Consider the following 24539-nt stretch of genomic DNA (forward strand, 5'->3'; position numbering starts at 1 on the left):
CACCACGTCCCTAAAATGAAGCCGAAGTATGAAATTATGTATTGCTGAAAAGCCCAGTGTTGCACGAGATATTGCCAAAGTTTTAGGTGCAGACATGCCGAAACAAGGCTATTTCGAAGGCAATGGTTATTGGGTAACCTGGACGTTCGGCCATTTTTGTACGCTGAAAGAACCACACGATTATGGTCCCCATTTAAAATCCTGGACTTTGTTTACACTTCCCATTATTCCCAATCCATTTGGAATAAAACTCATCGATAATCCTGGTGTTGAAAGGCAGTTTACTATCATCGAGAAATTAGTTGCCGATTGCGACGAAGTCATTAATTGTGGTGATGCAGGGCAAGAAGGAGAAGTCATACAGCGGTGGGTGTTACACAAAGCGAAATGCAAAAAACCCATGAAAAGATTGTGGATTTCGTCGCTGACTGAAGAAGCCATTAAAGAAGGTTTTGCCAATTTAAAACCTGCCGAAGATTATCAAAATCTCTATCTCGCGGGAAATGCACGCGCAATTGGCGACTGGCTTTTAGGAATTAATGCAACGCGATTATTCACCAAAAAATTTGGCGGAAATAAAACTGTACTTTCAATTGGTCGCGTTCAAACGCCAACTCTTGCGATGTTGGTACAGCGACAGAAAGAAATCGATGCATTTACAACGGAAGAATATTGGGACCTGAAAACCAATTACCGTGACGTTCTTTTTAGTGCTGCGATTGACCGTTTAAAAACGAAAGAAAAAGCCGAAAAAGGGTTAGATTATTTAAAACAACATCCTTTTGAAATTATCTCTTTTGAAATTAAAGAAGGAAAAGAAAAGAATCCACGACTTTTTGATTTAACGGCGTTGCAAGTTGAAGCCAATAAAAAATTCGGGTATTCTGCCGAGAATACGTTAAAGTATATTCAAAGTTTATACGAGAAAAAACACACGACCTATCCAAGAGTTGATACGACTTACCTCGCCGAAAGTTTGCATCCGAAAATTCCGGGAATTCTTCAAAGCATGAATTTCTATCGCGAATTTACAGCACCACTTTTAACTCAACCAATTCCGAAATCGAAAACCGTTTTTGACGATGCAAAAGTTACCGATCACCACGCAATTATTCCGACAGAAATTCCCCCTTCTTCTAATTTAAGTCGAGAAGAAAAATTAATTTATGATCTTGTAGCGAAACGGTTTATCGCCGTTTTTTATCCGGAATGTAAAATTTCAAATACTTTGGTGGAAGGTCAGGTTGGAACGATACCATTCAAAACGTCCGGTCGGCAAATTTTGGAATTGGGATGGCGCGAAGTTTATATAAAAGACAAAAAAGAAGAGCCCGAAAAGAAAGACAAAGAGGAAGAGCAAACGATTCCCGAATTTAAAGTGGGCGAAAAAGGTCCACACAAACCTTTAATTCATCAAGGAAAAACGAGCCCGCCAAAACCCTATACCGAAGCGACTTTACTTCGAGCTATGGAAACTGCGGGGAAACAGGTCGATGATGAAGAATTGCGGGAAATGATGAAAAACAATGGTATTGGGAGACCTTCAACACGCGCCAACATTATCGAAACCCTTTTCAAAAGAAATTATATCGAACGGAAGAAAAAAAACATTTTGGCAACTTCAACTGGCATTCAATTGATCGACACTATTCAGGATGAATTGCTGAAAAGTCCTGAATTAACAGGCGAATGGGAATTTAAACTCAGAAAAATTGAGCGCGGAGAATATGATGCTAATCAATTTAAAGAAGAGTTGATCACGATGGTTACCAATCTAACGCGAAACGTTATCAACGAAAAAGCAAAAGTTATTTCAATTCAGACAAAAGTTCAGACCAAAGAAAAAAAGGAATCTGTGCCAAGAAAAATAACTGCAATTATTTGGGACGATGAAAAATGTCCAAAATGTAAAGAAAGCAAGTTGATGAAAGGTAAAACTGCCATTGGTTGTTCGAATTTTAAAGGATGTGGTTTTAAAGTTCCCTTCATTTTATTCGGAAAAAAATTGACTGAAAAACAAATTCAGGATATCATTATTAAAGGAAAATCTTCAAAACTAAAAGGGTTTACAGCACATCCGCGAAGCTTAGTTGAAGGAGTTGTGCTGTTATCCGATGAATTTATAATCGATCTAATTTCGAATTGATCAGCACTTTCAGAAAAGCTATCATCTGCTCAGAATCTGCTGCAGCTAAACGTAAAAATTTAAAGTAATTGAATTTAATTACCTTTGCAAACGATGGGTTTGAATTGAATTTGACCCATTTTAACACTATAATTTTAATAAGGAAAAAGAAATCCTTGATAACATTAATCTCATGACAATAGACAAAAATCAAGTAGTAGCACTACATTACACTTTAAACGCCATCGAAGAAAATGGTGAAAAAACTTTTATCGAAAAAACCGATGCCGACAACCCTTTCGTTTTTCTTTATGGTGTAGGAATGATGCTACCAAAATTCGAAGAGCAGCTTCATGGCTTGGTCGCAGGAGATCAGCGCTCGTTCACCATTACTCCGGAAGAAGGTTACGGCGAAAAAGTAGATAGTGCCACTACGCAACTGCCCGCAGAAATGTTCGGCGAATCAGGAATGCCGCCTGTTGGGGCAGTTTTGCCGTTGCAAGATCCCGAAGGAAATCACTTGAATGCAATTGTTCTTGAGGTAACTCCAGAAGCGGTGACAGTAGATCTTAACCATCCGATGGCGGGAAAAACTTTGCACTTTGATGTTGAAGTAGAATCCACAAGACCTGCAACAGAAGAGGAATTAGAACACGGTCACGCTCATGGCGTTGATGGACAAGGTGGAAATTAATTAGATTTTCCTTTATAAATACAAGCTACGAAACTTTCGTAGCTTTTTTAATTTCCAATTTAAGACTTAAATTTCTTAGGAAAAAAAACGAAAGAATGAAATCTAAATTCCCTGAAATAACGTATTTTTAAACATGCACAAAATTATTTTACTCAACCTTGGTACGCTCCTTTTCGTTAGCTGCCAGTCCCGAAAATTTAAAGATATCGTTTATCATAAATCTGCGGATAATGTAGATTTAAAGTTGAATATTTTTGTTCCTAATAAGGCCGAAAATAAAAAACTTCCTGTTCTGATTTTTGTTCACGGTGGAAACTGGAATAGTGGAAATAAAGATCAGTACGGGTTTTTCGGCAGAAATTTCGCAAAGAAAGAGGTCATCACCGTTCTTCCCGAATATACTTTAAGTCCGAAAGCGAATATTGATGAGATGACCACCGAAATTGCGGCGGCAGTAAAATGGGTTCAGAAAAATATTGCAGAATACCACGGTGACACCAAAAATATATTTGTTACCGGTCATTCTGCAGGAGCACAGTTGGTTACAAATGCTGTTTTAAATCCGAAATTTGGAATTGATGAACAATCAATAGCGGGAATTATATTAAATGATGCCGCCGGAATTGATATGAAGGATTATCTAGAAACCTATCCTCCGACTGCGAAAGACGATTACTTAGCGACATGGAGTAACAATCCAGAAAACTGGTATCAAGCGTCACCAATCAACTTTCTGGACGAAAATTCTCCACCATTTTTAATTTATGTGGGCTTAAAAACCTATCCCTCGATCACCACTGCCAATCAACATTTTCTGAAGAAATTGAATGAATTTCAACCCGAAGTACAACCAATATTTTTAAATAAAAAACACATTCCCATGATTTTGCAATATTTCTTTCCGTGGAGCGATCGGTTTGATGAAACAAAATCTTTTATGCAGAAAAACGGGAAATAACGATATCTTTTTTATCTTTAAATAAATATAGCGTTTATGAAAGATAATCCCATCGATTTCACCCAAGGTTTACAAAATTCCGTGATCAATTACTGGAATAATTTTGTGCAATCCTTGCCGCGTATTGTTTTAGCGATTATTATTTTAATTGTTTTCTATTATGGTGCAAAATATCTCTCTAGGTTCATCAAAAGAAAATTTTTGAATGCGGACCATGATCCGCTTTTTGTAAATTTTCTCAGCAAAACTTCGAATGTTTTATTGCTCATTGTCGGAATTATCTTTGCCATGCAGGCAGTTGGCCTCAGTGGTATTGCAAAAGGTCTTTTGGCTGGCGCAGGCATTTCAGCTTTTATATTCGGTTTTGCGTTCAAAGATATTGCTGAAAATTTTTTAGGCGGTTTAATTTTAGCATTTAATCGGCCTTTCAGTTTGAATGACACGATTATGATTCGTGATTTCACCGGCCACGTAAAAGCCTTAAACTTTAGAACTACCCACATCAAAACATTTGATGAAAAAGATGTTTTCCTCCCCAACTCTATTGTTGTGAAGGAACCGGTAACTAATTTTACCCGCGACGGACAACTTCGTTTGGATTTTTTAGTTGGCATCGCCTATGAAGATGATATTAACAGAGCAATTGCAATTATTATTAAAACGATTACGCCATTTGCCGATATTATTAAAGATAAAGAGCCTTTTTCGGTGGTAGAAGAATTAGCCACGAGCACTGTAAATCTGAGAATTTACTTTTGGGTAAATACTTTTGATTACAAAAAAGGAGTCTTGGAACTTAAAAGCCAGGTGATTAGCAGCGTGAAGGAAGTTTTAATGGAAGAAGGCTTCTCTCTACCTTCTGATATTCAGGAAATAAAATGGTATGACCCTAAAAAACCTTTCCCAATCGATATTTTAAATACAAAAGACGATTATCCACCATATAATCCAAGTAAAAACAAAGAATGAGTTTCAGCAAGTGGCTTAGAATTTATTACAACAAGACGATTGAAAGTATTGCTTTCTATCCGGCAATTATTGCCATAGGATTTCTGGCGTTATCCTGGGGAATGTTGGTTTTTGATTTTTCAGAGTACGGAAAACATCTAAAATCCAATTTAAGCTGGTTAAGTTTGAAAGATGCGAGCACCGCAAGAACTATTATTTCAACAGTTGCTGGCGCCATTATTTCGCTGACCGTTTTCAGTTTTTCGATGGTGATGATTGTGTTGAATCAGGCGGCTTCGCAAATGAGCAACCGCGTTCTGAAAAGCATGATCGAAAATCGTTTTCAGCAAGTAATTTTAGGAATTTATATCGGCACCACGGTATATGCTTTATTTTTACTCAGTACGATTCGCGATATATCCAGCGGTATTTACGTGCCCGCGCTCAGTATTTATTTGCTTATTGTGTTGACGGTTATCGATATTTTTCTATTTATTTATTTTCTGAATTATGTGACCCAAACAGTAAAGTATGAAACAGTAATTGATCGCGTTCGCGTTCAAACCTATAATACAATCGAACGTGATTTCGCGGAAATTCGTCATATTTTACCGAGCTGGATTAATGATTCTGCAACCATTATTTCTGCACAGAAATCAGACTATTTTCAAGGTTTCAATACCAAAAGATTGCTAGAAATTACAGAAAGCAATCAAGTTCAAATTCAATTTCTTTTTCCGGCAGGCCAGTTTACTTTAGAAGGAACACCTTGCATTAAAGTGTACGGTAAGAATAAAATAACCCCCGAACTCCTGAAAGAAATCGCAGACTGCGCCGACTTTTTCACTGGACAACCCATTGACCGAAACGCAGATTATGGTTTTCACCATCTTGCAGAGATCGCCCTTAAAGCGCTCAGTCCTGGAATAAATGATCCCGGAACTGCTGTACTTGCATTGCACGCACTGTTTGCACTTTTTGATTACCGAAAATATCAGCAGTTACCAGAAACAATTTTAAATGATACAGATGAAATAGCAATATTTCGTAAAAGTTCGAATTTTGATAAACTGTTTAATCAATGCCTACAACCCATCTGGAATTACGGGAAAGATGATGATTACATACAATCGACATTTTTAGAAATGTTGAATCAGCTGAAAAATCAGGATAGTAAACATTTATATTTCAGTCTGTTTGAAGCTTGGATATTAAAAGTAAAAACACATCAGCTCAGTTTAAAACGCTGACAATGTGAAATTTATTTTTAAGAGTTTGCATTGATAATCCTTCACAATAAAATGTTCCAAAGCGAAAATCACTTTGGAACATTTTGATTAATCAATAGAACTTAAGTCTATTTTATTTTTGAAGTTTAGCCAATAACATTTCAGCTACTTTTTCAGATGACGCTGGGTTTTGACCCGTGATCAACAAACCGTCTTCGATTGCATATTCTTCGAAATCTCCTTTTTTACTGTAGATGCCACCATTTTTTTTCAACATGTCTTCTACTAAGAAAGGAACAACATCGGTTAATTGTACCAATTCTTCTTCCGTATTCGTAAATCCGGTTACTTTTTTACCTTTTACCAATGGTTCTCCATCTGTGTTTTTCACATGTTTCAAAGCTGCCGGAGCATGACAAACAAAAGATACAGGTTTATCGGAATTGTAGAAACTTTCGATCAATTTTGCGGAAGTTTCGCTTTCTGCCAAATCCCATAATGGTCCGTGACCGCCTGGATAAAATACCGCATCGTAATCTTCTGATGAAACCTCCGAAAGTTTGTGCGTTTCACTTAATTTTTCTTGTAAAGCTGCATCCGCTTTGAATCTTTTTGTGGATTCCGTTTGATTTTCCGGTTTGTCACTTGTAGGATCAATCGGTGGTTGACCGCCTTTTGGGGAAGCTAAAGTTACTTCAACTCCTTTATCTACTAAATAGTAATAAGGACTTGCAAATTCTTCAATCCAAAATCCGGTTTTTTCGCCAGTGTTTCCTAATTGATCGTGTGATGTTAAGACAAATAATATTTTCATAATATATTTTTTAAGTGTTTGAATTTTTAATAATTTAATGATTATTCATATTGAACAATAAAATTTTAACGAAAAGCCTCGCAAAGGTTTCTTTAAAAGAATGCTGTTTTACGTACTTCTTTAAGTTCGCAAAGGCGTTTCACTTAGCAATGCCCGCAATGAATTGTTAGTTTAATTTTTTAAAATTCTGATTTTTAATAACTCATTTCGATGATTTTCTGAGCATCAGAAGGTTTCAAAGATTTATGTTCGCCAAGTCCTTCCCAACCTCTTTCAGTAAATCGTTTTGCAACGGTACTTCCAGTTTCAGTGTAATCTTTGGTATAATCTGATAATTTAATATCGATTCCCAAAGATTTGAAAAACTCATCGGTTTTGTCGATTCCAGCGTGGGCTTTTTCTTCTAAAATTCCTTCCGTGATATTCCAAACGCGTTCGGCGTATTGCGCCAATTTTTCTTTCTTGGTTTCGAAATTATAACGGTAATGATTTCCGGCTAAAATGGCCAAAGTTCGAGCGTGATCGATTCCGTAAAGTGCCGTCAGTTCGTGACCCATGGAGTGAACTGCCCAATCTCCCGGAACTCCTTGCTGAATTAATCCGTTCAAAGCCATGGTACAACTCCACATAAAATTTGAAGCTGCTTCATAATTGGTTGGATCTTTCATAATTTCCGGAGCCACTTCAACCAAAGTCTGCATAATACTTTCCGCAAAACGATCCTGTAATTTGGCACCAATCGGATACGTCATATATTGTTCCATCACGTGCGTGAAAGCATCAGCAATTCCGTTCGCCAATTGACGTTGTGGAATTGATTTGATCACTTCCGGATCCAAAACAGAAAATTGTGGGAACATTCCCGATCCACCAAAAGCTAATTTTTCTTTCGTTTCGGCTCTCGTAATTACGGAACCAGAATTCATTTCTGAACCTGTTGCAGGAAGTGTTAGAACTGTCGCGAAAGGCATTGCTTCCGTCACTGGTTTTTTTTTAGTCAATAAATCCCAAGGAGTTTCGCCTTCATATAAAGCTGCGGCTGATAAAAATTTAGTTCCGTCGATTACTGAACCGCCACCAACTGCTAAAAGATAAGTAATGTTTTCTTCTTTGATTACTTTTAAAGCCTCCAATAAAACGCTGTATTCAGGATTGGCAGGAATTCCACCGAATTCTACAACTTCATAACCTGAAAGTGCATTTTTCACTTGGTCATAAACTCCATTTTTCATAATACTTCCACCGCCGTAAAGCATCAATATTTTTGAGTTTGCTGGAATTTCAGTTGGAAGATTTTCTATTTGACCTTTACCAAACAAAATTTTTGTTGGATTTCTGTATTTAAAATTGTTCATATAATGTATTTTAATGTTTATATTTTTACGATCATTTTCCCTTTATTCTTACCGTCGAAAAGGTCGATAAAAGCCTGTGGAATGTTTTCAAAACCTTCCACGATGGTTTCTGAATAAGTAAGTTTTCCTTCCGTTAACCATTGCGATAAATGTTTCATTCCTTCCGGAAACTTCTCGGCATAATTCCCAACAATGAAACCTTGCATTAAAGCAGATTTCCGAATTAAAAAATGCTCAACTCTTGGACCTTGAGGAACGGAGGTATCGTTGTAAGCGGAAATGGCGCCACACACAATAATTCTTCCTAATCTGTTGATATTCGCATGAACGCTGTCCGAAATAGTTCCGCCCACATTGTCAAAATATACATCAACTCCATCGGGACAAACCTCTGCAATGGCTTTGGTCATGTTCGTCGTTGTTTTATAATTGATGGCTTCATCAAAACCGAATTTTGATTTTAGCATTTCTACTTTTTCATCTGTTCCGGCGATTCCGATAACGCGACAACCTAATATTTTTCCGATTTGACCAACGATACTTCCGACCGCTCCGGCTGCTCCGGAAACAACAAGGGTTTCTCCTTTTTGCGGTTTTCCAATTTCTGTCAATCCGAAATAAGCAGTTAATCCTGTCATTCCCAAAACACCGAGATAGTTAGAAAGTGGCGCTATTTTATCATCTATTTTTAAAAGATTTTCTCCTTTTGAAGTTTGAAATTCTTTCCAGTTCAACATTCCCGAAACAAAATCTCCTTTTTTGAACTTTTCATTTTGCGATTCTGTCACTTCTGCTACGACTCCGGAACTCATCACTTTTTGAAGTTCAAAAGGTGGAACATAAGATTTTGCATCACTCATTCTTCCTCTTAAATAAGGATCTACAGAAACAAACTTTGTTTTTAAAAGAATTTCTCCCTCCTTTAGAACAGGCATTTCTTCCTCCACCAATTTAAAATTTGAAAGTTGAGGTTTCCCAACTGGACGACTATTAATTATTATTATATTATTCATTGTGTTGAATTTTTTTAATTTTTAAAGAATTGATATTCTGAGAGAAAAAATTGTGACTTGCAGAATATCTCTTATATTTTTATCGCATCCCAAGCTGCTTTAAAAGTCTCTGCTTTTTTTCCCTCACTTAAAGTATATATTTCCCGTTCCTGCATTCCTAATAAAAAAGAAAGTGGATAAACGGTAAAAGCGTATAAAATATAATCGGAAAGCGGTTTTATAATTCCCTCTTTTTTTCCTTTTTCCCAAAGATTTAATAAAGGTTGCAAATTTTTTAAACCTTCTACTCTAATCACCTCCTCTATCATTGGACTGTTGTCACATTGCGATAAAAAGTTGGCTTCTTTAATTCGATTTAGTTTGTAGTTCGCGATATTAAACCAAATGAGTTCAAAACCTTTTTCCACAGATAAATCTTCAGTATAACCTTCAGAAGCGCAATTGCTAAAATCTTCTTTAACTTCCAGATACAACTTATTGACGAGATCCTGTTTGTTTTCGAAATAAAGATAAATCGTAGCTGGAGCAACTCCTGCCAGCTGCGCAATTTTAGACATCGGTGCATTGTGAAAACCATGATTATTCACCAAAGTCAGGGTAGCGTTCAATAGCGCATTTCTTTTATCTGTTATTTTTTCTTTTTTGATCATAATTAAATTCTTGCGAGCGAAGTAAATTTATAGGATTTCCAAGAGAGCCAAATCAATACAAATTGAAAGAACAATCTGAAATACGCCATCGTATGACTTCCGATAACGGGTTGATCTTTTAAAGCATCTGTAATATGAAGTGGTAAGAAAATCACCATCAGAACGAAAATTCCGAACAGGCCGTACTTCGTATATTTTTGATTTAAAAATAAGGTGACAATCCCTAATGAAAGCTCAACAATACCCGACAGGTAAACAATTGCCACCGGAAAAGGTAAAAATGAGGGAACAATAGGAAGGTAAAATTTGGGATTCCATAGATGATAAACACCTGCAACCATCATCAAAACGGCTAAAAGGACACTTGTAATGACCCAAAATATTACTCTCATGATTAGTCTTTTATCTTTTAACAGGACAAAGATACAAAAAAAAGAATGAACGTTCATTTATTTCATCTATTAGGGAAATTTGGAATCTTTTTTGAGACCAATTCAGCGACCTTCATTTAAGTCAAATACTTTTAATTTCTCGGAAAAACAATCCTTTCAATTCCTCTTAAACTCTTATTTTAGCACATCTAAAAATGCCGCATGAATTCCATTGATTATATTAAAAAATTCCTTCCCTTATCTGACAATAATATTAAAGCAACGCTGAAACTTTTGGCGGAAGATTGTACGATTCCTTTCATTTCCCGTTATCGAAAAGATGCAACCGGAAATCTGGATGAAGTTCAAATTGAAGGAATTTTTAAACTCAACAAACAGTTTGAGGACATCATCAAAAGGAAAGAAAGCATTTTAAAATCCATTGAAGAACAAGATGCTTTAACACCAGAATTTAAAAAAAGAATTGATGGAAGCTTTGATCTGCAGGAACTGGAAGATTTGTATTTGCCTTTCAAAAAAAAGCGAAAAACAAAAGCCGATGCGGCGAAAGAGAAAGGTTTAGAACCATTGGCAAGAATGATTATGAGTCAGAACGCCAACCATCTGGAAAGCTTAGCCTCCAGATATTTAAATGATCAGGTTTCTACGGAAGAAGAGGCTTTGCAGGGAGCGCGAGATATTATGGCGGAATGGATCAATGAAAATATGTACGTTCGGAAAAATTTGCGTCGATTGTTTCAAAGAAAAGCGGTCATTACCTCCAAAGTCATTAAGACAAAAAAAGACGAAGAAGCGGCCCAGAAATTTTCGCAATATTTTGAGTGGGAAGAAAGTCTGAACCGAATTCCGTCGCACCGATTATTGGCAATGTTGCGTGCAGAAACTGAAGGATTTGTAAAAACAAATATCGGAATTGACAAAGGAGAAGCATTGGAATTTATTGAAAACGCCCTCATCAAATCAAATAATGAATGCGCAGATCAAATTGCTTTGGCCATCAAAGATTCTTATAAAAGATTGCTGGAACCGGCGATTTCTAATGAAACTTTACAGGAAGCCAAAGAAAAAGCAGACCAGAAAGCCATTGAAATATTCTCTGAAAACCTACGGCAACTTCTACTCGCTCCGCCCTTAGGAGAGAAAAGAATTCTGGCGATTGATCCAGGATTCAAAAGTGGGTGTAAAATCGTTTGCCTCGATGAGAAAGGTGATTTGCTGCACAACGAAACGATTTATCCACATGCGCCCCAGAATGAAACGGGAATGGCGATGAAGAAAGTCCGGTCGCTCGTGAACTCTTTTAATATTGAAGCGATTTCAATTGGAAACGGAACGGCAAGTCGGGAAACTGAATTTTTTATTAAGAAAATTGCTTTTGATAAACCACCACTGGTTTTCATTGTTTCTGAAGCAGGTGCTTCGGTTTATTCGGCGAGTAAAATTGCTAGAGATGAATTTCCGAGTTATGATGTGACGGTCCGTGGAGCGATTTCGATAGGACGGAGACTTTCCGATCCGTTGGCAGAATTGGTGAAAATTGATGCAAAGTCGATTGGTGTCGGACAATATCAACACGATGTAGATCAAACACAATTGAAAAACGAACTCGATTCTACGGTCATGAAATGTGTGAATTCGGTTGGTATCAATCTGAATACGGCGAGTAAATCTTTGCTCAGTTACGTTTCCGGAATTGGGGACAAGATGGCAGAAAACATTGTGAATTACCGCACAGAACATGGCGCTTTTGAAGACCGAAAACAATTAAAGAAAGTTGCAAGACTGGGTGAAAAAGCCTATCAACAAGCCGCAGCATTTATTAGAATTACGAATGGTGAAAATCCGTTGGATAATTCGGCCGTTCATCCGGAAGCATATTCGATTGTTGAAAAAATGGCGAAAGATTTAGGCATTAAAACGAACGAGCTCATCGCAAATAAAGAAAAAATTCAAACCATTAATCCAGAAAATTATATCACGGAAGCGATTGGTATTTTAGGAATTAAAGATATTTTGAAAGAACTGGAAAAACCCGGTTTAGATCCGCGAAAAGCAGCGAAAGTTTTTGAATTTGATCCAACTGTAAAATCCATTAAAAATCTAAAAGCAGGAATGGTTTTGCCCGGAATTGTAAATAATATTACCGCCTTCGGATGCTTTGTAGATGTCGGAATTAAGGAAAGTGGACTGGTTCATATTTCAAAGTTGAAAGAAGGTTTTGTGAGCGACGTGAATGAAGTGGTAAAGCTGCATCAGCATGTTCAGGTGAAAGTGACGGAAGTTGATGAGGCGAGGAAGCGGATTCAGTTGAGTATGATTCTGTAGGAATCAATTTTATTCTTAATTTTTTTTAACGCAAAAACGCAAAGATTTTAATCAGTTTACTTCTTAGAATTACGGTCGCAAAGGCGCTTCGCTCAGCAAATGGATTTATTTAAAATTTGAATAGGAGTTCTGATAAGTAAGTTTTTACAAAAATCTTTTTACTTATTCATCAATTGATTAGGAATGTCGGTGGTGATAAAATCGATGCCTTGTTTTTTCAGTTCTTCAAATATTTCAGGGTTGTTTACCGTCCAGGAATTGGTGATTAATCCGAGAGTTTTTGCCTCTGAAATCCAGGTTGGGTTTTTCAGGAAAATAGAGTAATGATAATCGATTCCATCAAATCTTTTTTCTTTTATTTCTAAAGGTGAAAGTTCTCCATTCAGGTAAAATACTTTAAAATCAGGTTCTTCTTTTTTAATCTGCTCGCAAATATTTAGACTGAAAGAAATAAATTCGCATTGTGATTGTAGCTGAAATTTTTTAACCCACTGAACGGCTTTATGAACCAGGTCATTTTCCTTATTTTTCCACTTGATTGGTTTCAGTTCTATCATCAGTTTTAAGGATGGATATTCTTTTCCTTTTTCTAAATACTCCTTTAATGTTGGAAGATTCTCCCCGTTTTGTAATTTCAGTTTTTCCAAATCTGCAAAATTGGTTTCGGAAATCTCTAAGTTGTAAAAATATTCATCATGATAAATAAGGAGCACGCCGTCTTTTGACATTCGAACGTCGAACTCTGTCCCATAAATATTTAAAATCTGAGCATTTTTTAACGCTTGAAGAGAATTTTCTGTGGTTGGAGGATTTGTTTGCCAAAAGCCGCGGTGCGCGATAATTTGAGTTTGCATGATGAACAAATTTAAAACTAAAAAAAAACAAAGCGAGTAAAAACCCGCTTTTGTTGTAAAGTATTGAAACTCTTTATTGATAAATTTAAGAAGACGATTATGGATTTGTTGAAAAAATAGAACCATTGGCAATTAATGCTCTTCTGTTCATTTTCAAAATATCTCTTACCCATTCTGCAAAATCTTCCGGCTGAAGTACTGTTTCTGGATTTCCATCGGTCAAACCTCCATCAATCGACATATCAGAGGCGATTGTACTGGGTGTTAAAGTAATTACTCTGATGTTTTGTTTTCTCCATTCTGCCATCATCGACTGTGACAGAGAAACGACTGCCGCTTTTGAAGCTGCATACGCCGACATATTGGGTCCACCTTTTAAACCAGCTGTTGAAGCCACGTTTACGATATCTCCCGCACCTTTTTCTTTTAAGAATGGATAGACTGCTTTTGCCGCATAATACACGCCGAAAAGATTGGTCTTAATGACTTGTTCCCACGTCTCAGACGACATTTCTTCTATGCTTCCAAAGTCTCCGATTCCCGCATTGTTGATTAAAATATCTACTCCACCCAAATCTTTTGCCAGATCTGAAATTCCTTTCTGAACTGCACTTTCTTCATCCACACTGAAAATGGAATAAAATGCCTGAACGCCTAAACCTTTCAATTCTTCAACGGTTGTTTTCAAGTTTTCTTCGTTTCTTCCCGTGATCCCAATATGAACTCCTTCTTTGGCCAAAATCAAAGCAATGGCTTTTCCCAAACCTCTACCTCCACCTGTGATGATGGCGTTTTTTCCTTTTAAATTCATTTCAACTATATTTTATTATGCAAATTTAAGGATTACATTGGGGTTTAATGGGTGATCTCCCTTAAATTTCCGACTCCAATTTTTGTCTTATAAATAACCACATTTTTATTTTAGTTTCATCTGAGACTTAAAATTAAGACCTATCCATGACCAGCTTTGCATTGAGGCCGGATCTGCAACATTTTTAAGATGTTTCATTCCTTCTGAGGCAAACATTTGAGAGTGACCCAATTGCATAGTGAAAACTTTTGCAACTTTATAGGTAAAAACCAAATCGGCTTCTGTTCCTAAATATTTTGAATATTCTTCGTTATTAGTTACATTGACTCCTAATTTCGCATTGCTTGCAAAACCGTGAAGGTTGAGCGCCAAAGCAGCTTTTGGATTGAATTTAACATTCGACTTCACATAAAAATCTTTCAGCCCAACACTGTTAAAATGGTTTCCTACGAAAAAGTAATCCATAAAACCATTGAACTTATGGTTAGTTCCGTAAAATGGACTGAAGGAATGGTTTATAGAAGTGGCTTCACTATAATCCGTTCCGGAAAGCCATTCAGTTCCCAAAACGACATTGGCATTTTTATTAAGAATGAAATCAACATTTGCGGAAAACTGATAGGCATTTTTACTTTGCGCCCATGTATTTTTTCCCGTCTGCCAGTATGCGGATCCAAAGAAGCCGACATTACCGCAGTATTTTTTTGCATTCACGCCCAGCGTCAAAAGATCATAATGCATTCCGGAGAGATTTTGTACCACATTATTTAATCCAATAAAGGACACAGTTGCTTTAGGCCACAGATATTCATAATGCAGAATCTGCAGGGATTTGGTTCTTTCGCCACTGTCCAGAATGCTGTAAAACTCCCGATCCGGCAAATCATTGGTTTCGATATTATCGTTATTATAAGTGACTACGGCTTCCAGTTTAGATTGCGGACTGAAGCGGAATATTCCTTTCGCTGCATCAAAACTCCGACCCTGCATCTGCCAGTCTAAAGCACCAATCAATCTTTCATCATCGTAAGAGAGAATTTGTCGCCCTACTTTAATCTCGGCATTTGGAGTAAACTGATATTTTGCCCAAGCTTCGTTCACATTCAAACTTCCACTTCGCTGGTTGGTTGATGAAACTTCGCCCCAGATTCGCGCATCCTGCAAAGACATAAAAAGTTCAAGATTCTGCCAGTAATAATCTACGCCAAGTTGTGTTCTGGAATATACATTGGTTTCTGGTTTGTAGTTTTTGGGTATTAACTTTTTTTGACCATGATCTACTTCGGCACGTGTGCGGAAATCGACGTTCATTTTCAGACTGTCTATCTGTGCATTTGCGGAGATTGTAAAAAGAGAAATTGCTCCTAATGCAAGTATATATTTTTTCATGTGGACGAAATTTTTAAAAGTAATAATTTAATTAAGATATTTTTATCTTAATTAAAGTGGCGAATTTAAAAATTAAGCGGGAAAATAATTGGCTGATTATCTTACAAAGCTAAAATCCTGCGAAAAATCATCTGAAAATCATACTTAATGTTGTAATAACTTAAAAAAATTCCACCATTTATAACTAATGAAAATTTATAAATGCGAATTTTTGTCACAAAAACAGCTGAAAAGATTGCGGTATTATAAGATAAAGTTCAAAGTAGAAAAACCTTTTTTAATGAATTGATCGTTTATACATTATGTTCTAACTTATCAGCACGTAAAAATTGGTTCTTGGATCAAACAATATATATTTTAAGAATTCTGATTTTTTTCCGTACGATTTCGAGCATCTACGTCCTCAGGTAAAATCGAAAATTCTAATTTCGGATGGTCAAATTTATAAACACTTAACTCACCAGACTGCTCAAAATATGCATGTTCAACTTCCGACAGAAATTTTATTCCAGCTTGACGCAGCAACATATAAACTTCATTTTCATCAATAACATCGGAAGTAAGATTTTCTTTTAAAAGGCGACCATTCTCTACAAGTTTCATCACTTTTGGATCTTTAATATTACGCACGGTCTCATTTCTGATACCCAAATAAACGTACGTTTTCTGGTATATCGCAATAAGTGTTATTACCGTAATGGCCACCGAAAGCGGAACGGAGGGATAAAACATGGCATCTCCAACCGCACTTCCCATCGCAACAATCAGAAGCACATCGGCGCTTCCCAAACCACCTACCGCTCGTTTACCAATCCATCTGATCATCAAAATGGTATACACCATGATAATTAAGACTCGTAAAATTATTTCAAGATATATCAACGGTCCAAAATCGCCAAATAACATTTTTTGAATATCAAAAGTATATTCGCTGCCCTCAACCATGGTATTAAATTTTAATTAATAATTTGAATATAGAAACCGAAAATTTCTGAATCAAAAATTTAACCAATTTTTAAAATAATAAGTTAAAGTAGAACAGGAAAATTTATTGTTGTAGAATTAATATTGGTACAGCAACTCCGATTTATATATAAACGGCGAAAAACGAGGTGTACTAAAAAATATTTAAATTATAAATGGATGCGTAAAAAAACACCTACATTTCTGTAAGTGCTTCTATTCCAATAATGTGGCCCCACCTGGGCTCGAACCAGGGACTTGCTGATTATGAGTCAGCTACTCTAACCAGCTGAGTTATAGGGCCTAACTTTATTTCCGAAGAAATACCGTCTCAATTGGTTTGCAAAAATAGCGTTTTTTTGAAAAAATCAAAATTTATTTAGGGTTTTTCCTGACAAAGTTCTACTAAAATGCCATTCGTTGATTTTGGATGAAGAAAAACCACCAGTTTATTATCTGCACCATCTTTCGGAGTTTCCGAAATAAAAACAAATCCCAAGTTTTTTAAACGCTCGATTTCTACCTCAATATTTTCTACGCCGAATGCAATGTGATGAATTCCTTCCCCACGTTTATCAATGAATTTAGCGATCGGACTTTCTGGATTGGTGGCTTCCAGAAGTTCTATTTTACTTTCGCCCAATCCGTAAAAGGAAGTGGTAACACCTTCCCTTTCGACCGCTTCCTGTTTATAGTTTTCTTTTCCCAAGAGTTTAGCGAATAACTCGTCTGAGTTCGATAATGATTTAACTGCAATACCGAGGTGTTCTATTTTCATAATTGAAATCTTTTTGCAATTTTTTTGCAGAAAACTTAAACTCTTTTTTCAGTCTTAAATTCTGATATTTCTATAAAAGTGCCCGCGAGAATAATTCAAACAAAAATAGTAAATTTGCACCATGAACGAAAGCAACAGACAAAGAAAAGTCGCACAGATTATACAGGAAGATTTTGCCGAATTTTTCCGCAAACAAGCATCTGAAAGCAAACAGAATTTTTTGATCAGCGTTTCTGATGTAAAAGTTACGGCTGACCTGAGTATTGCCAAAATTTATCTAAGTATATTTCCTACAGAGTTTCGCACCTCTATTATGAAAGAAATTAAAGAGAATAAATCGCATTACCGCAACTTTCTAGGTCAGAAAATGGGGAAACAAGTTCGTATTATACCCGAATTAAATTTCTATTTGGATACCACTTTGGATGATGTAGAAAAAATTGAAAGGGAATTGAAAGGCGAAGGCGATAATCCTATACTGTAATCTGGCTTAACGATTATTTCTTTGAAAAATACCTCATTTTATATTGCGACGCGCTATCTTTTAGCGAAAAAAGGAAGTACCGCAGTTACGTTTATCACCTGGCTGGCTGCTGTGGCGATGCTTGTTGCGGTCGCGGCAATGTTTATTATTATTTCCGTTTTTTCGGGATTAGAAGATTTGAATCAAGATTTAATTGCGAATCTTCATGCTGATCTAACCATTAAAAATGCCAAAGGAAAAACCCTTTCCGATATTGATAAAGCCACAAAAATACTGAAAAACCATAAAGAGATTGCTCACTATTCAAAAGTAATTGAAGAAAAAGCTTATGTGAGATACCGCGAAAATGGGGATATCGCCAACCTTCGGGGCGTTGATTCTGCCTATATATTCGTTAATCCAATCCACCAGAAAATTTTTTACGGTTCTTATCCTAGTTTTAAATATTCGAATGAAGTGTTGATGGAAAATAAGTTGGACAACCGACTTACCATTCCAATTGGCGAAGGTTCTGATTACGCTACGATTCTAATGCCGAAACCAGGCACGGGAATGATCAGCAAAGAAGAAGATATTTTCACGAAAAGAGAAATTTTTGTATCCGGAGTTTTTCCCGGAAATGATCAACTCGACAATACGATTATTTCGCCCATTGAACTGGTGCAGGAATTATTAAACCTTCCCAAAAACGCAGCGTACGAAATCGTCATTAAACTAAAGAATCCTGAAAATACAGACGATGTAAAAGCTGAATTATCAAATTTGCTGGGCAGTAAATACGACATCAAAACGAAAAAAGAAGAAAATGCAGCCTTCTGGAAAATGATCAATACAGAGAAACTATTTATTTATCTCATTTTCATGCTCGTTATCTTTATTACCACTTTTAATTTGGCAGGTGCGATCATTATTTTACAACTCGATAAAAAAGAACAGGCAAAATCCCTTATTTCTTTAGGAATGAATTTAAAATCACTCCGAAATATTTACTTTTATACTGGTTTACTAATCGTTGTTTTTGGGATCATCTGCGGTTTAATCGTAGGTACGGCGATTTGTTATCTTCAAATTAATACTGGGTTTTTCAAAGCTGGCGCCAATACCGATTTGGCATTTCCAGTGCGTGTAACTTTTATGAATTATATAATCGTCAGCGCCACTGCCGGAATATTTGGTGTGGGTATCGCACGTATTTTTTCTAAAGTCAATAAGCGACATTTTAAAGTGAATTAGAAAAATTTCTTTTAAAACTATCTTCAAAATTATAATGAATAAAATTTTTACATTTTTAATAGCTCTTGGGACAGTGGGCGGAACATTTGCACAAATCCCTGCGGGTTATTATGATGGAACCTCTGGCTTAACAGGATATCCTTTAAAATCAAAATTAAGCGAAATAATCACCAATGGCGCTCAGGATTTAGGATATGGAAGAGGAACTGGCGGCTTATGGACGACATTTTTCACCTCTGACGTTGATAATTATTACGAAAAAAATGGAACCGTGCTCGACATGTATTCCGAAAATCCTGCTGGTGCTGATGCGTACGAGTATAAATTAGGTCAATCTTCAGCGGGTGGCAATCAATGCGGAAACGGAAAAAATGTGGAAAATACGTGTTACAATCGTGAGCACACTTTGCCCAAATCTTTTTTTGGTGGAATAGACGCAACGCCAATGGCAAATGATGCACATTTTATTATTCCTGCGGATTACTATGTAAATGGTCAGCGGTCCAATTATCCGTACGGTGAAACCGATTCGCCTGTTTGGACTTCAACCAATGGCAGTAAAATAGGTGGAAGCAGTTTCCCGGATTATGGTGGAACTATTTTCGAACCCATTGATGAGTTTAAAGGTGATCTCGCCAGAATGCAGCTTTATTTTATAACACGCTATCAAAGCAGACTTCCAAATTTTTCTCAATATTACTCGGGTATGAATCCTATTGATGGAACTACCGACAGAGGTTTCAAACAGTGGTACATTAACCTGATGTTAAAATGGTCGTCTCAAGATCCCGTTTCTCAAAAAGAAATTGACCGTAATAATGCAATTTATGACAGACAAGGAAACAGAAATCCGTTTATTGACCATCCAGAATGGGTGAAATTGATTTGGAAATCTACCTTATCAAGTACCGATGTGGCTCTATTCAAAAAAACGCTTTCTATTTATCCAAATCCAGTTCTTAATGGTGAATTGCATTTGTCTGGATACGGACTAGATGACCTATCAAAAGTTCAAATATATTCGATGGACGGAAAATTAGTTCAAACCGTGGATCAAAATTTTAGAAATTCTGGTAAAATAATTCTTAAAAATCAAACGAAAGGATTATATCTCCTAAAGGCCGGTGATCAAACTGTGAAATTTATCGTTCAGTAAAGCATACATTTTTATTGAAAACCGCTACTTAAAAGTAGTGGTTTTTTTTATTATATTCTAAGATATATGCGAATGAAAAAGTGAATTCAGCCCAATATTTTTATGAAAGCTTCCTGAAATTATTTTAAAGGTCAGATGAAAAGAAATAGTTTTAGCTAACTTTGACATCCAAATATTATTAAGATATGAAAAAATACACTACTCTTTTACTGGGCTTTTTATTTACAATCACTTTAGCACAGGCACCTGCAGGTTATTATGATGGAACGGACGGATTAACAGGTTATGCGTTGAAAACAAAATTAAGCACGATCATTTCCAACGGTGCCCAAGACCTCGGTTACGGCGCTTTGTGGGTCACTTATGCGACTTCAGATGTCGATAAATATTACGAAAAAGATGGAACTCTTCTCGATATGTATTCAGAAAAACCACTTGGTCCCGATGCTTATGAATATACAATCGGAGCTTCAGATGTTGGCGGAGATCAGTGTGGCTCTGCGAACCAGAACAAAGAAGGTTTCTGTTACAATCGCGAACATTCTTTACCAAAAAGCTATTTCGGTGATCAGGCGCCAATGGCAAATGATGCGCACTTTGTAGTTCCCTCCGATTATTATGTAAATAGCCAACGCGGGAATTATCCCTACGGAGAAACAATCTCACCCTCGTGGATTTCAACGAATGGCAGTGAATTAGGGCCCTCTAATTTTCCTGGTTACAGTGGAACGATTTTCGAGCCGATTGACGAGTTTAAAGGAGATTTCGCCAGAATGCATCTCTATTTTGTGACGCGTTATGAAGATAAACTAACCTCTTTTACACAGTATCAAAGCGCTGCAAATCCTTTGGATGGAACCACTGATCGAGGTTATAAACAATGGTATATAAATTTATTGTTAAAATGGGACGCGCAAGATCCCGTTTCTCAAAAAGAAATTGATCGCAATAATGCGGTGTATAACAGACAGAAAAACCGAAATCCTTTTATCGATCATCCAGAATGGGTGAAAATGATCTGGACATCGACCTTATCAAGCAATGATGTGGTGTTATTTAAAAAAACACTTTCTATTTATCCAAACCCTGTAAAAAACGGAGAACTTCATTTGTCTGGTTACGGCTTGGGGGAAATATCGAAAGTGCAAATTTATTCGATGGAAGGAAAACTAATTCAGACCATCGAGCAAAACATTAAGAACACGGGGAAAATTTTACTTCAAAATCGCAGTAAAGGAATGTATATTCTGAAAGCTGGAGATCAAAGCATTAAATTTCTCGTTCAATAGGTATAATTTTTCTAAAGAAATCAGTCGCTATTTTGTACAAATAGCGGCTTTTTTCTTGACTCCCGAAAACATTAGAAATAAAACAAAAATATCCTAGTTAACTTTCGTCTTTTTTCTATTTTTGAAAAATGAATGAACGGATAAAACTAGGAATTATAGGAAAGAACATCTCCTACTCTTTTTCTAAAAAATATTTTGAACAGAAATTTGAACAATTAAAACTTCAGAATCTGTCTTATTCGGTATTTGATTTAGATACCATTTCCGAGGTGGAAGAAATTTTTGAGATAAAAAATCTGCGGGGTTTTAATGTTACAATTCCTTTTAAAGAAAAAATTCTCACCTATTTGGATAGTTTAAGTCCGGAAGCCTCAAAAATCGGCGCAGTGAATACAGTGTTGATTCAAGATGGTAAAAAAACAGGTTATAACACAGATGCTTTTGGTTTTGAAAGTACCTTACTTCAACACAAAAGTATTGATCACCAATCGGCGTTAATTTTGGGTGATGGGGGCGCCGCAAAAGCAGTAAAATATGTTTTAGAGAAATATCAAATTCCGTTTCAGACGGTGTCAAGAAAAGGAAAAATAACGTTCGAAAATTTAACATCGGCGATGGTTAGAAGTAATTTACTCATCATACAATGTACGCCTGTCGGAACTTTTCCCAATATTTCCGATTGTCTCAATTTTCCTTTCGAAGGGCTAACCTCTGAGCATTTAGTTTTTGATCTTATTTATAATCCGACCCAAACTCAATTTTTAAAGAAAGCTGCAGAACAGAATGCTATAACGGTTAATGGTGCACACATGCTCGAAGAACAAGCAGAAAAATCGTGGGAAATTTGGAACATTTAATAAAAATAGGTTAATTTAGTCCACGGTTTGCCAATGTCGCTAACCGCTCTACAATTAAATAAAAAGTTTGCTATGATTACAGAAGATTCTCTTTCTGACAAACACGGAAAAGAAATGCCGGTTAACAATGATTTTAAGGAAAATAATGCGGAAGAAAATCAGGTAACTGATACAACTGTTGATGCCAATAATCATATGGAAGAAATTCCATCAGATAACGAAGTAATAGTTCCTACAACACCTGAATCTGCGTCATCTGAAGATTCTGCAGTAGTTTCTGTAGATCAGGAAGAAATGAAAGTTGACGAATCTACTAATCAATCTGCAGCTGAATCAGAAGTTTCCGACAGCATGAATTCTCCAGAAGAAAAAACGCAAGGCGAAGTTGAAAATCATGTAGAAAATTCCGACGAAACCGTAACCGCACAATCCGACGAAAAAATAGATGATTCCAAAGAAGAAAAAGTAGATGCTTCTCAACAACCAGAAGTTGCTGCCGAACCAACGCAAAAAAGAGAAGAGAATACCGCTCCAGAAGAAAAAATTACGTTAGATCATCTGTCATTGGCAGAAATTCTGGCTGAGATGGAACAGATCATCAATCAGGAAGATACTGCGACTCATTTTCGCAAATTTAATCAGTTAAAAGAAGAGGCTAATCACCGAATTCACGAGGAAAACAATAATCTTAAAAGAGATTTTGTGGCGGAAGGAAATCCTGAGGAACTTTTCACGGCCCAAAATCCAGCTCAGGCAAAACTCTCTGGCATCTTGCATGTATTTAGAGAAAAATCCGACAAATATCATCAGCAACAAGAACTTCAGCACAATTCAAATTTAGAACATCGTCAAGGAATTATCGATAAACTAAAAAATCTTTATACCAATACCGAAGCGGGAACCAATCTTTTTAAAGCAATCCGCGAAATAAAAGACGACTGGAAGAACGCTGGACAAGTGGCTAAATCTGAATTTAAGTTGCTAAATAACAACTACTTCCATCATTTAAATCAGTTCTATCAAATGCTTGATATGAACAAAGAATATATGGAGCAGGAATTTGCTCATAATTTGGAGAAAAGAAATCATATTATTCAGCGCGCCAAAGAACTTGAAACAGAACCGTCCGTTCAAAAAGCACTGAACGAATTGCAATATCTGCATAAACTTTGGAAAGAAGAAGCAGAACCTGTAGCAGAGGAATTCCGGGAAAAAACTTGGGACGAGTTTAAAGAACTTTCTAATAAAATTCACGATAGAAAATCTGAGCTTACAGAACAGATTGAAAAAGAACAGAACGAAAATCTTCTCAAAAAGAACGAAATTATTGAGGAGTTGAAAAAACTGGCAATCTCTGCGAAAGAAAGCAACCACAATTACTGGCAAAATTCAATTAGAAAAGTTGAAGATTTACGAACAGAATTTCTTCGTTTAGGAAATGTACCCCGTAAATATTCAAACCAAAACTGGAATGATTTTAAACTGAATTTGAGGAATTTCAACATCAGTAAAAATGAATTTTATAAAGGTTTAAAAAATTCGCAACAGACTAATCTGGACGAAAAATTAAAATTAATTCAGACGGCAAAAGATAATATGCTTAGCGAAGATTGGGAAATTGCAGTTCCACTTTATAAAAAATTACAAGACGACTGGAAAAAAATTGGCCATGTTCCGAGAAGCATGACCAATAAGGTTTGGGACGATTTTCGTGAAGCTTGCAATGTTTTTTTCAATAATTACAGGGAGAAAAATAACACCGCAAACGACAACTGGAAAGAAAATTATAAGAATAAAAAGCAACTTCTGGATGAGTTAAAAGAAATCGGAAACGAAGAAGGAAGTGTAGAAAAAATCGAGCAGATTAAAAGCAGCTGGAATAATATCGGTAAAGTGCCACGCGAAAAAATAACCATTAATACAGATTTTAACAAAACACTTCGCGAAAAACTGAAGTTGAATAAAATTCATGAATATGATCTGAAAGAAGAAGGTTTAAGCGAAAATCAACTTACTGACAAAGCGCGTAAAATTAAAAATCAGATTGCCGATTTAGAAGCTGAAGTTGTAAAAATGGAAAACAACCTTGGATTCTTCAGCAACTCTTCACGAGAAAATCCTTTATTAAAAGAAACTTTTGATAAAATTGATGAAAAGAAATCTCAAATCGAAACCATGAAACAAAGTTTACACAACATTGTAGCTGGAGAAAATTATTAAAA

Annotated in this window: 22 protein-coding genes and 1 tRNA gene; 12 read left to right on the forward strand and 11 right to left on the reverse strand. The window is 36.2% G+C overall.

Annotated elements, in window-relative coordinates:
* Positions 1–28: 28 nt before the first annotated feature.
* The 5 genes from LC814_RS04430 to LC814_RS04450 all read left to right on the forward strand — a co-directional run bounded on the left by LC814_RS04430 (position 29) and on the right by LC814_RS04450 (position 5975).
* Positions 29–2146, forward strand: a complete 2118-nt coding sequence (locus LC814_RS04430) for a type IA DNA topoisomerase (RefSeq protein ID WP_226065173.1) — start codon at positions 29–31, stop codon at positions 2144–2146.
* A 172-nt stretch (positions 2147–2318) separates the two neighbouring features.
* Positions 2319–2819, forward strand: a complete 501-nt coding sequence (locus LC814_RS04435; protein WP_226065175.1) for an FKBP-type peptidyl-prolyl cis-trans isomerase — start codon at positions 2319–2321, stop codon at positions 2817–2819.
* Positions 2820–2952: 133 nt separating this feature from the next.
* Positions 2953–3777: an alpha/beta hydrolase gene (locus LC814_RS04440; protein ID WP_226065177.1), complete on the forward strand. Its 825-nt coding sequence runs from the start codon at positions 2953–2955 to the stop codon at positions 3775–3777.
* Between the two features lie 36 nt (positions 3778–3813).
* Positions 3814–4746: a mechanosensitive ion channel family protein gene (locus LC814_RS04445; RefSeq protein WP_226065179.1), complete on the forward strand. Its 933-nt coding sequence runs from the start codon at positions 3814–3816 to the stop codon at positions 4744–4746.
* Complete coding sequence (locus tag LC814_RS04450) at positions 4743–5975, forward strand: DUF2254 domain-containing protein (protein WP_226065181.1); 1233 nt, start codon at positions 4743–4745, stop codon at positions 5973–5975. The genes LC814_RS04445 and LC814_RS04450 overlap by 4 nt, the downstream gene beginning before the upstream one ends.
* A 112-nt stretch (positions 5976–6087) precedes the next feature.
* On the opposite strand, the gene LC814_RS04455 is transcribed toward LC814_RS04450, so the two are convergent.
* The 5 genes from LC814_RS04455 to LC814_RS04475 form a co-directional block, all read right to left on the reverse strand.
* A complete protein-coding gene (locus LC814_RS04455) occupies positions 6088–6768 on the reverse strand; it encodes a type 1 glutamine amidotransferase domain-containing protein (protein WP_226065183.1) in 681 nt (226 codons plus the stop codon).
* A gap of 194 nt (positions 6769–6962) precedes the next feature.
* On the reverse strand, positions 6963–8123 hold the full coding sequence (locus LC814_RS04460; RefSeq protein ID WP_226065185.1) for an iron-containing alcohol dehydrogenase: 1161 nt from the start codon (positions 8121–8123) through the stop codon (positions 6963–6965).
* A gap of 17 nt (positions 8124–8140) precedes the next feature.
* The gene (locus LC814_RS04465; protein ID WP_226065187.1) at positions 8141–9136 is read right to left on the reverse strand and encodes an NADP-dependent oxidoreductase; all 996 of its coding nucleotides are present in this window, start codon (positions 9134–9136) and stop codon (positions 8141–8143) included.
* A 71-nt stretch (positions 9137–9207) separates the two neighbouring features.
* Positions 9208–9786: a TetR/AcrR family transcriptional regulator gene (locus LC814_RS04470; RefSeq protein ID WP_226065189.1), complete on the reverse strand. Its 579-nt coding sequence runs from the start codon at positions 9784–9786 to the stop codon at positions 9208–9210.
* A 2-nt stretch (positions 9787–9788) separates the two neighbouring features.
* Positions 9789–10178 carry a DoxX family protein gene (locus LC814_RS04475; protein WP_226065190.1) on the reverse strand — a complete coding sequence of 130 codons (390 nt, stop codon included), beginning with the start codon at positions 10176–10178 and terminating at the stop codon, positions 9789–9791.
* Between the two features lie 201 nt (positions 10179–10379).
* Between LC814_RS04475 and LC814_RS04480 the strand changes: the two genes are divergently transcribed.
* Complete coding sequence (locus LC814_RS04480; protein WP_226065192.1) at positions 10380–12503, forward strand: Tex family protein; 2124 nt, start codon at positions 10380–10382, stop codon at positions 12501–12503.
* Between the two features lie 158 nt (positions 12504–12661).
* Here LC814_RS04480 and LC814_RS04485 read toward each other — a convergent pair whose 3' ends face one another.
* The 6 genes from LC814_RS04485 to mce all read right to left on the reverse strand — a co-directional run bounded on the left by LC814_RS04485 (position 12662) and on the right by mce (position 17298).
* Complete coding sequence (locus LC814_RS04485) at positions 12662–13357, reverse strand: glycerophosphodiester phosphodiesterase family protein (protein WP_226065194.1); 696 nt, start codon at positions 13355–13357, stop codon at positions 12662–12664.
* A 97-nt stretch (positions 13358–13454) separates the two neighbouring features.
* The gene (locus LC814_RS04490) at positions 13455–14168 is read right to left on the reverse strand and encodes a 3-ketoacyl-ACP reductase (RefSeq protein ID WP_226065196.1); all 714 of its coding nucleotides are present in this window, start codon (positions 14166–14168) and stop codon (positions 13455–13457) included.
* 105 nt (positions 14169–14273) lie between these two features.
* Entirely contained in the window at positions 14274–15557 is a 1284-nt protein-coding gene (locus tag LC814_RS04495) for an alginate export family protein (RefSeq protein WP_226065198.1), read from the reverse strand.
* A gap of 357 nt (positions 15558–15914) precedes the next feature.
* Positions 15915–16502, reverse strand: a complete 588-nt coding sequence (locus tag LC814_RS04500; RefSeq protein WP_226065200.1) for a DUF421 domain-containing protein — start codon at positions 16500–16502, stop codon at positions 15915–15917.
* 248 nt (positions 16503–16750) lie between these two features.
* Positions 16751–16824, reverse strand: a tRNA-Ile gene (locus LC814_RS04505).
* Positions 16825–16899: 75 nt separating this feature from the next.
* Complete coding sequence (gene mce, locus LC814_RS04510; RefSeq protein WP_226065202.1) at positions 16900–17298, reverse strand: methylmalonyl-CoA epimerase; 399 nt, start codon at positions 17296–17298, stop codon at positions 16900–16902.
* Between the two features lie 121 nt (positions 17299–17419).
* Between mce and rbfA the strand changes: the two genes are divergently transcribed.
* From rbfA to LC814_RS04540, 6 genes are all read left to right on the forward strand, one after another.
* A complete protein-coding gene (gene rbfA / locus LC814_RS04515; protein WP_226065204.1) occupies positions 17420–17782 on the forward strand; it encodes a 30S ribosome-binding factor RbfA in 363 nt (120 codons plus the stop codon).
* Between the two features lie 21 nt (positions 17783–17803).
* Positions 17804–19015 carry an ABC transporter permease gene (locus tag LC814_RS04520; protein WP_226065206.1) on the forward strand — a complete coding sequence of 404 codons (1212 nt, stop codon included), beginning with the start codon at positions 17804–17806 and terminating at the stop codon, positions 19013–19015.
* 34 nt (positions 19016–19049) lie between these two features.
* The gene (locus tag LC814_RS04525; RefSeq protein ID WP_226065208.1) at positions 19050–20171 is read left to right on the forward strand and encodes an endonuclease; all 1122 of its coding nucleotides are present in this window, start codon (positions 19050–19052) and stop codon (positions 20169–20171) included.
* A 185-nt stretch (positions 20172–20356) separates the two neighbouring features.
* Positions 20357–21460, forward strand: a complete 1104-nt coding sequence (locus LC814_RS04530; RefSeq protein ID WP_226065209.1) for an endonuclease — start codon at positions 20357–20359, stop codon at positions 21458–21460.
* Positions 21461–21588: 128 nt separating this feature from the next.
* Positions 21589–22317, forward strand: a complete 729-nt coding sequence (locus LC814_RS04535) for a shikimate dehydrogenase family protein (protein WP_226065211.1) — start codon at positions 21589–21591, stop codon at positions 22315–22317.
* 72 nt (positions 22318–22389) lie between these two features.
* Entirely contained in the window at positions 22390–24537 is a 2148-nt protein-coding gene (locus LC814_RS04540) for a DUF349 domain-containing protein (RefSeq protein WP_226065213.1), read from the forward strand.
* The last annotated feature ends 2 nt before the right edge of the window (positions 24538–24539 follow it).

The sequence above is a fragment of the Kaistella polysaccharea genome (assembly GCF_020410745.1).
GTDB lineage: Bacteria > Bacteroidota > Bacteroidia > Flavobacteriales > Weeksellaceae > Kaistella > Kaistella polysaccharea.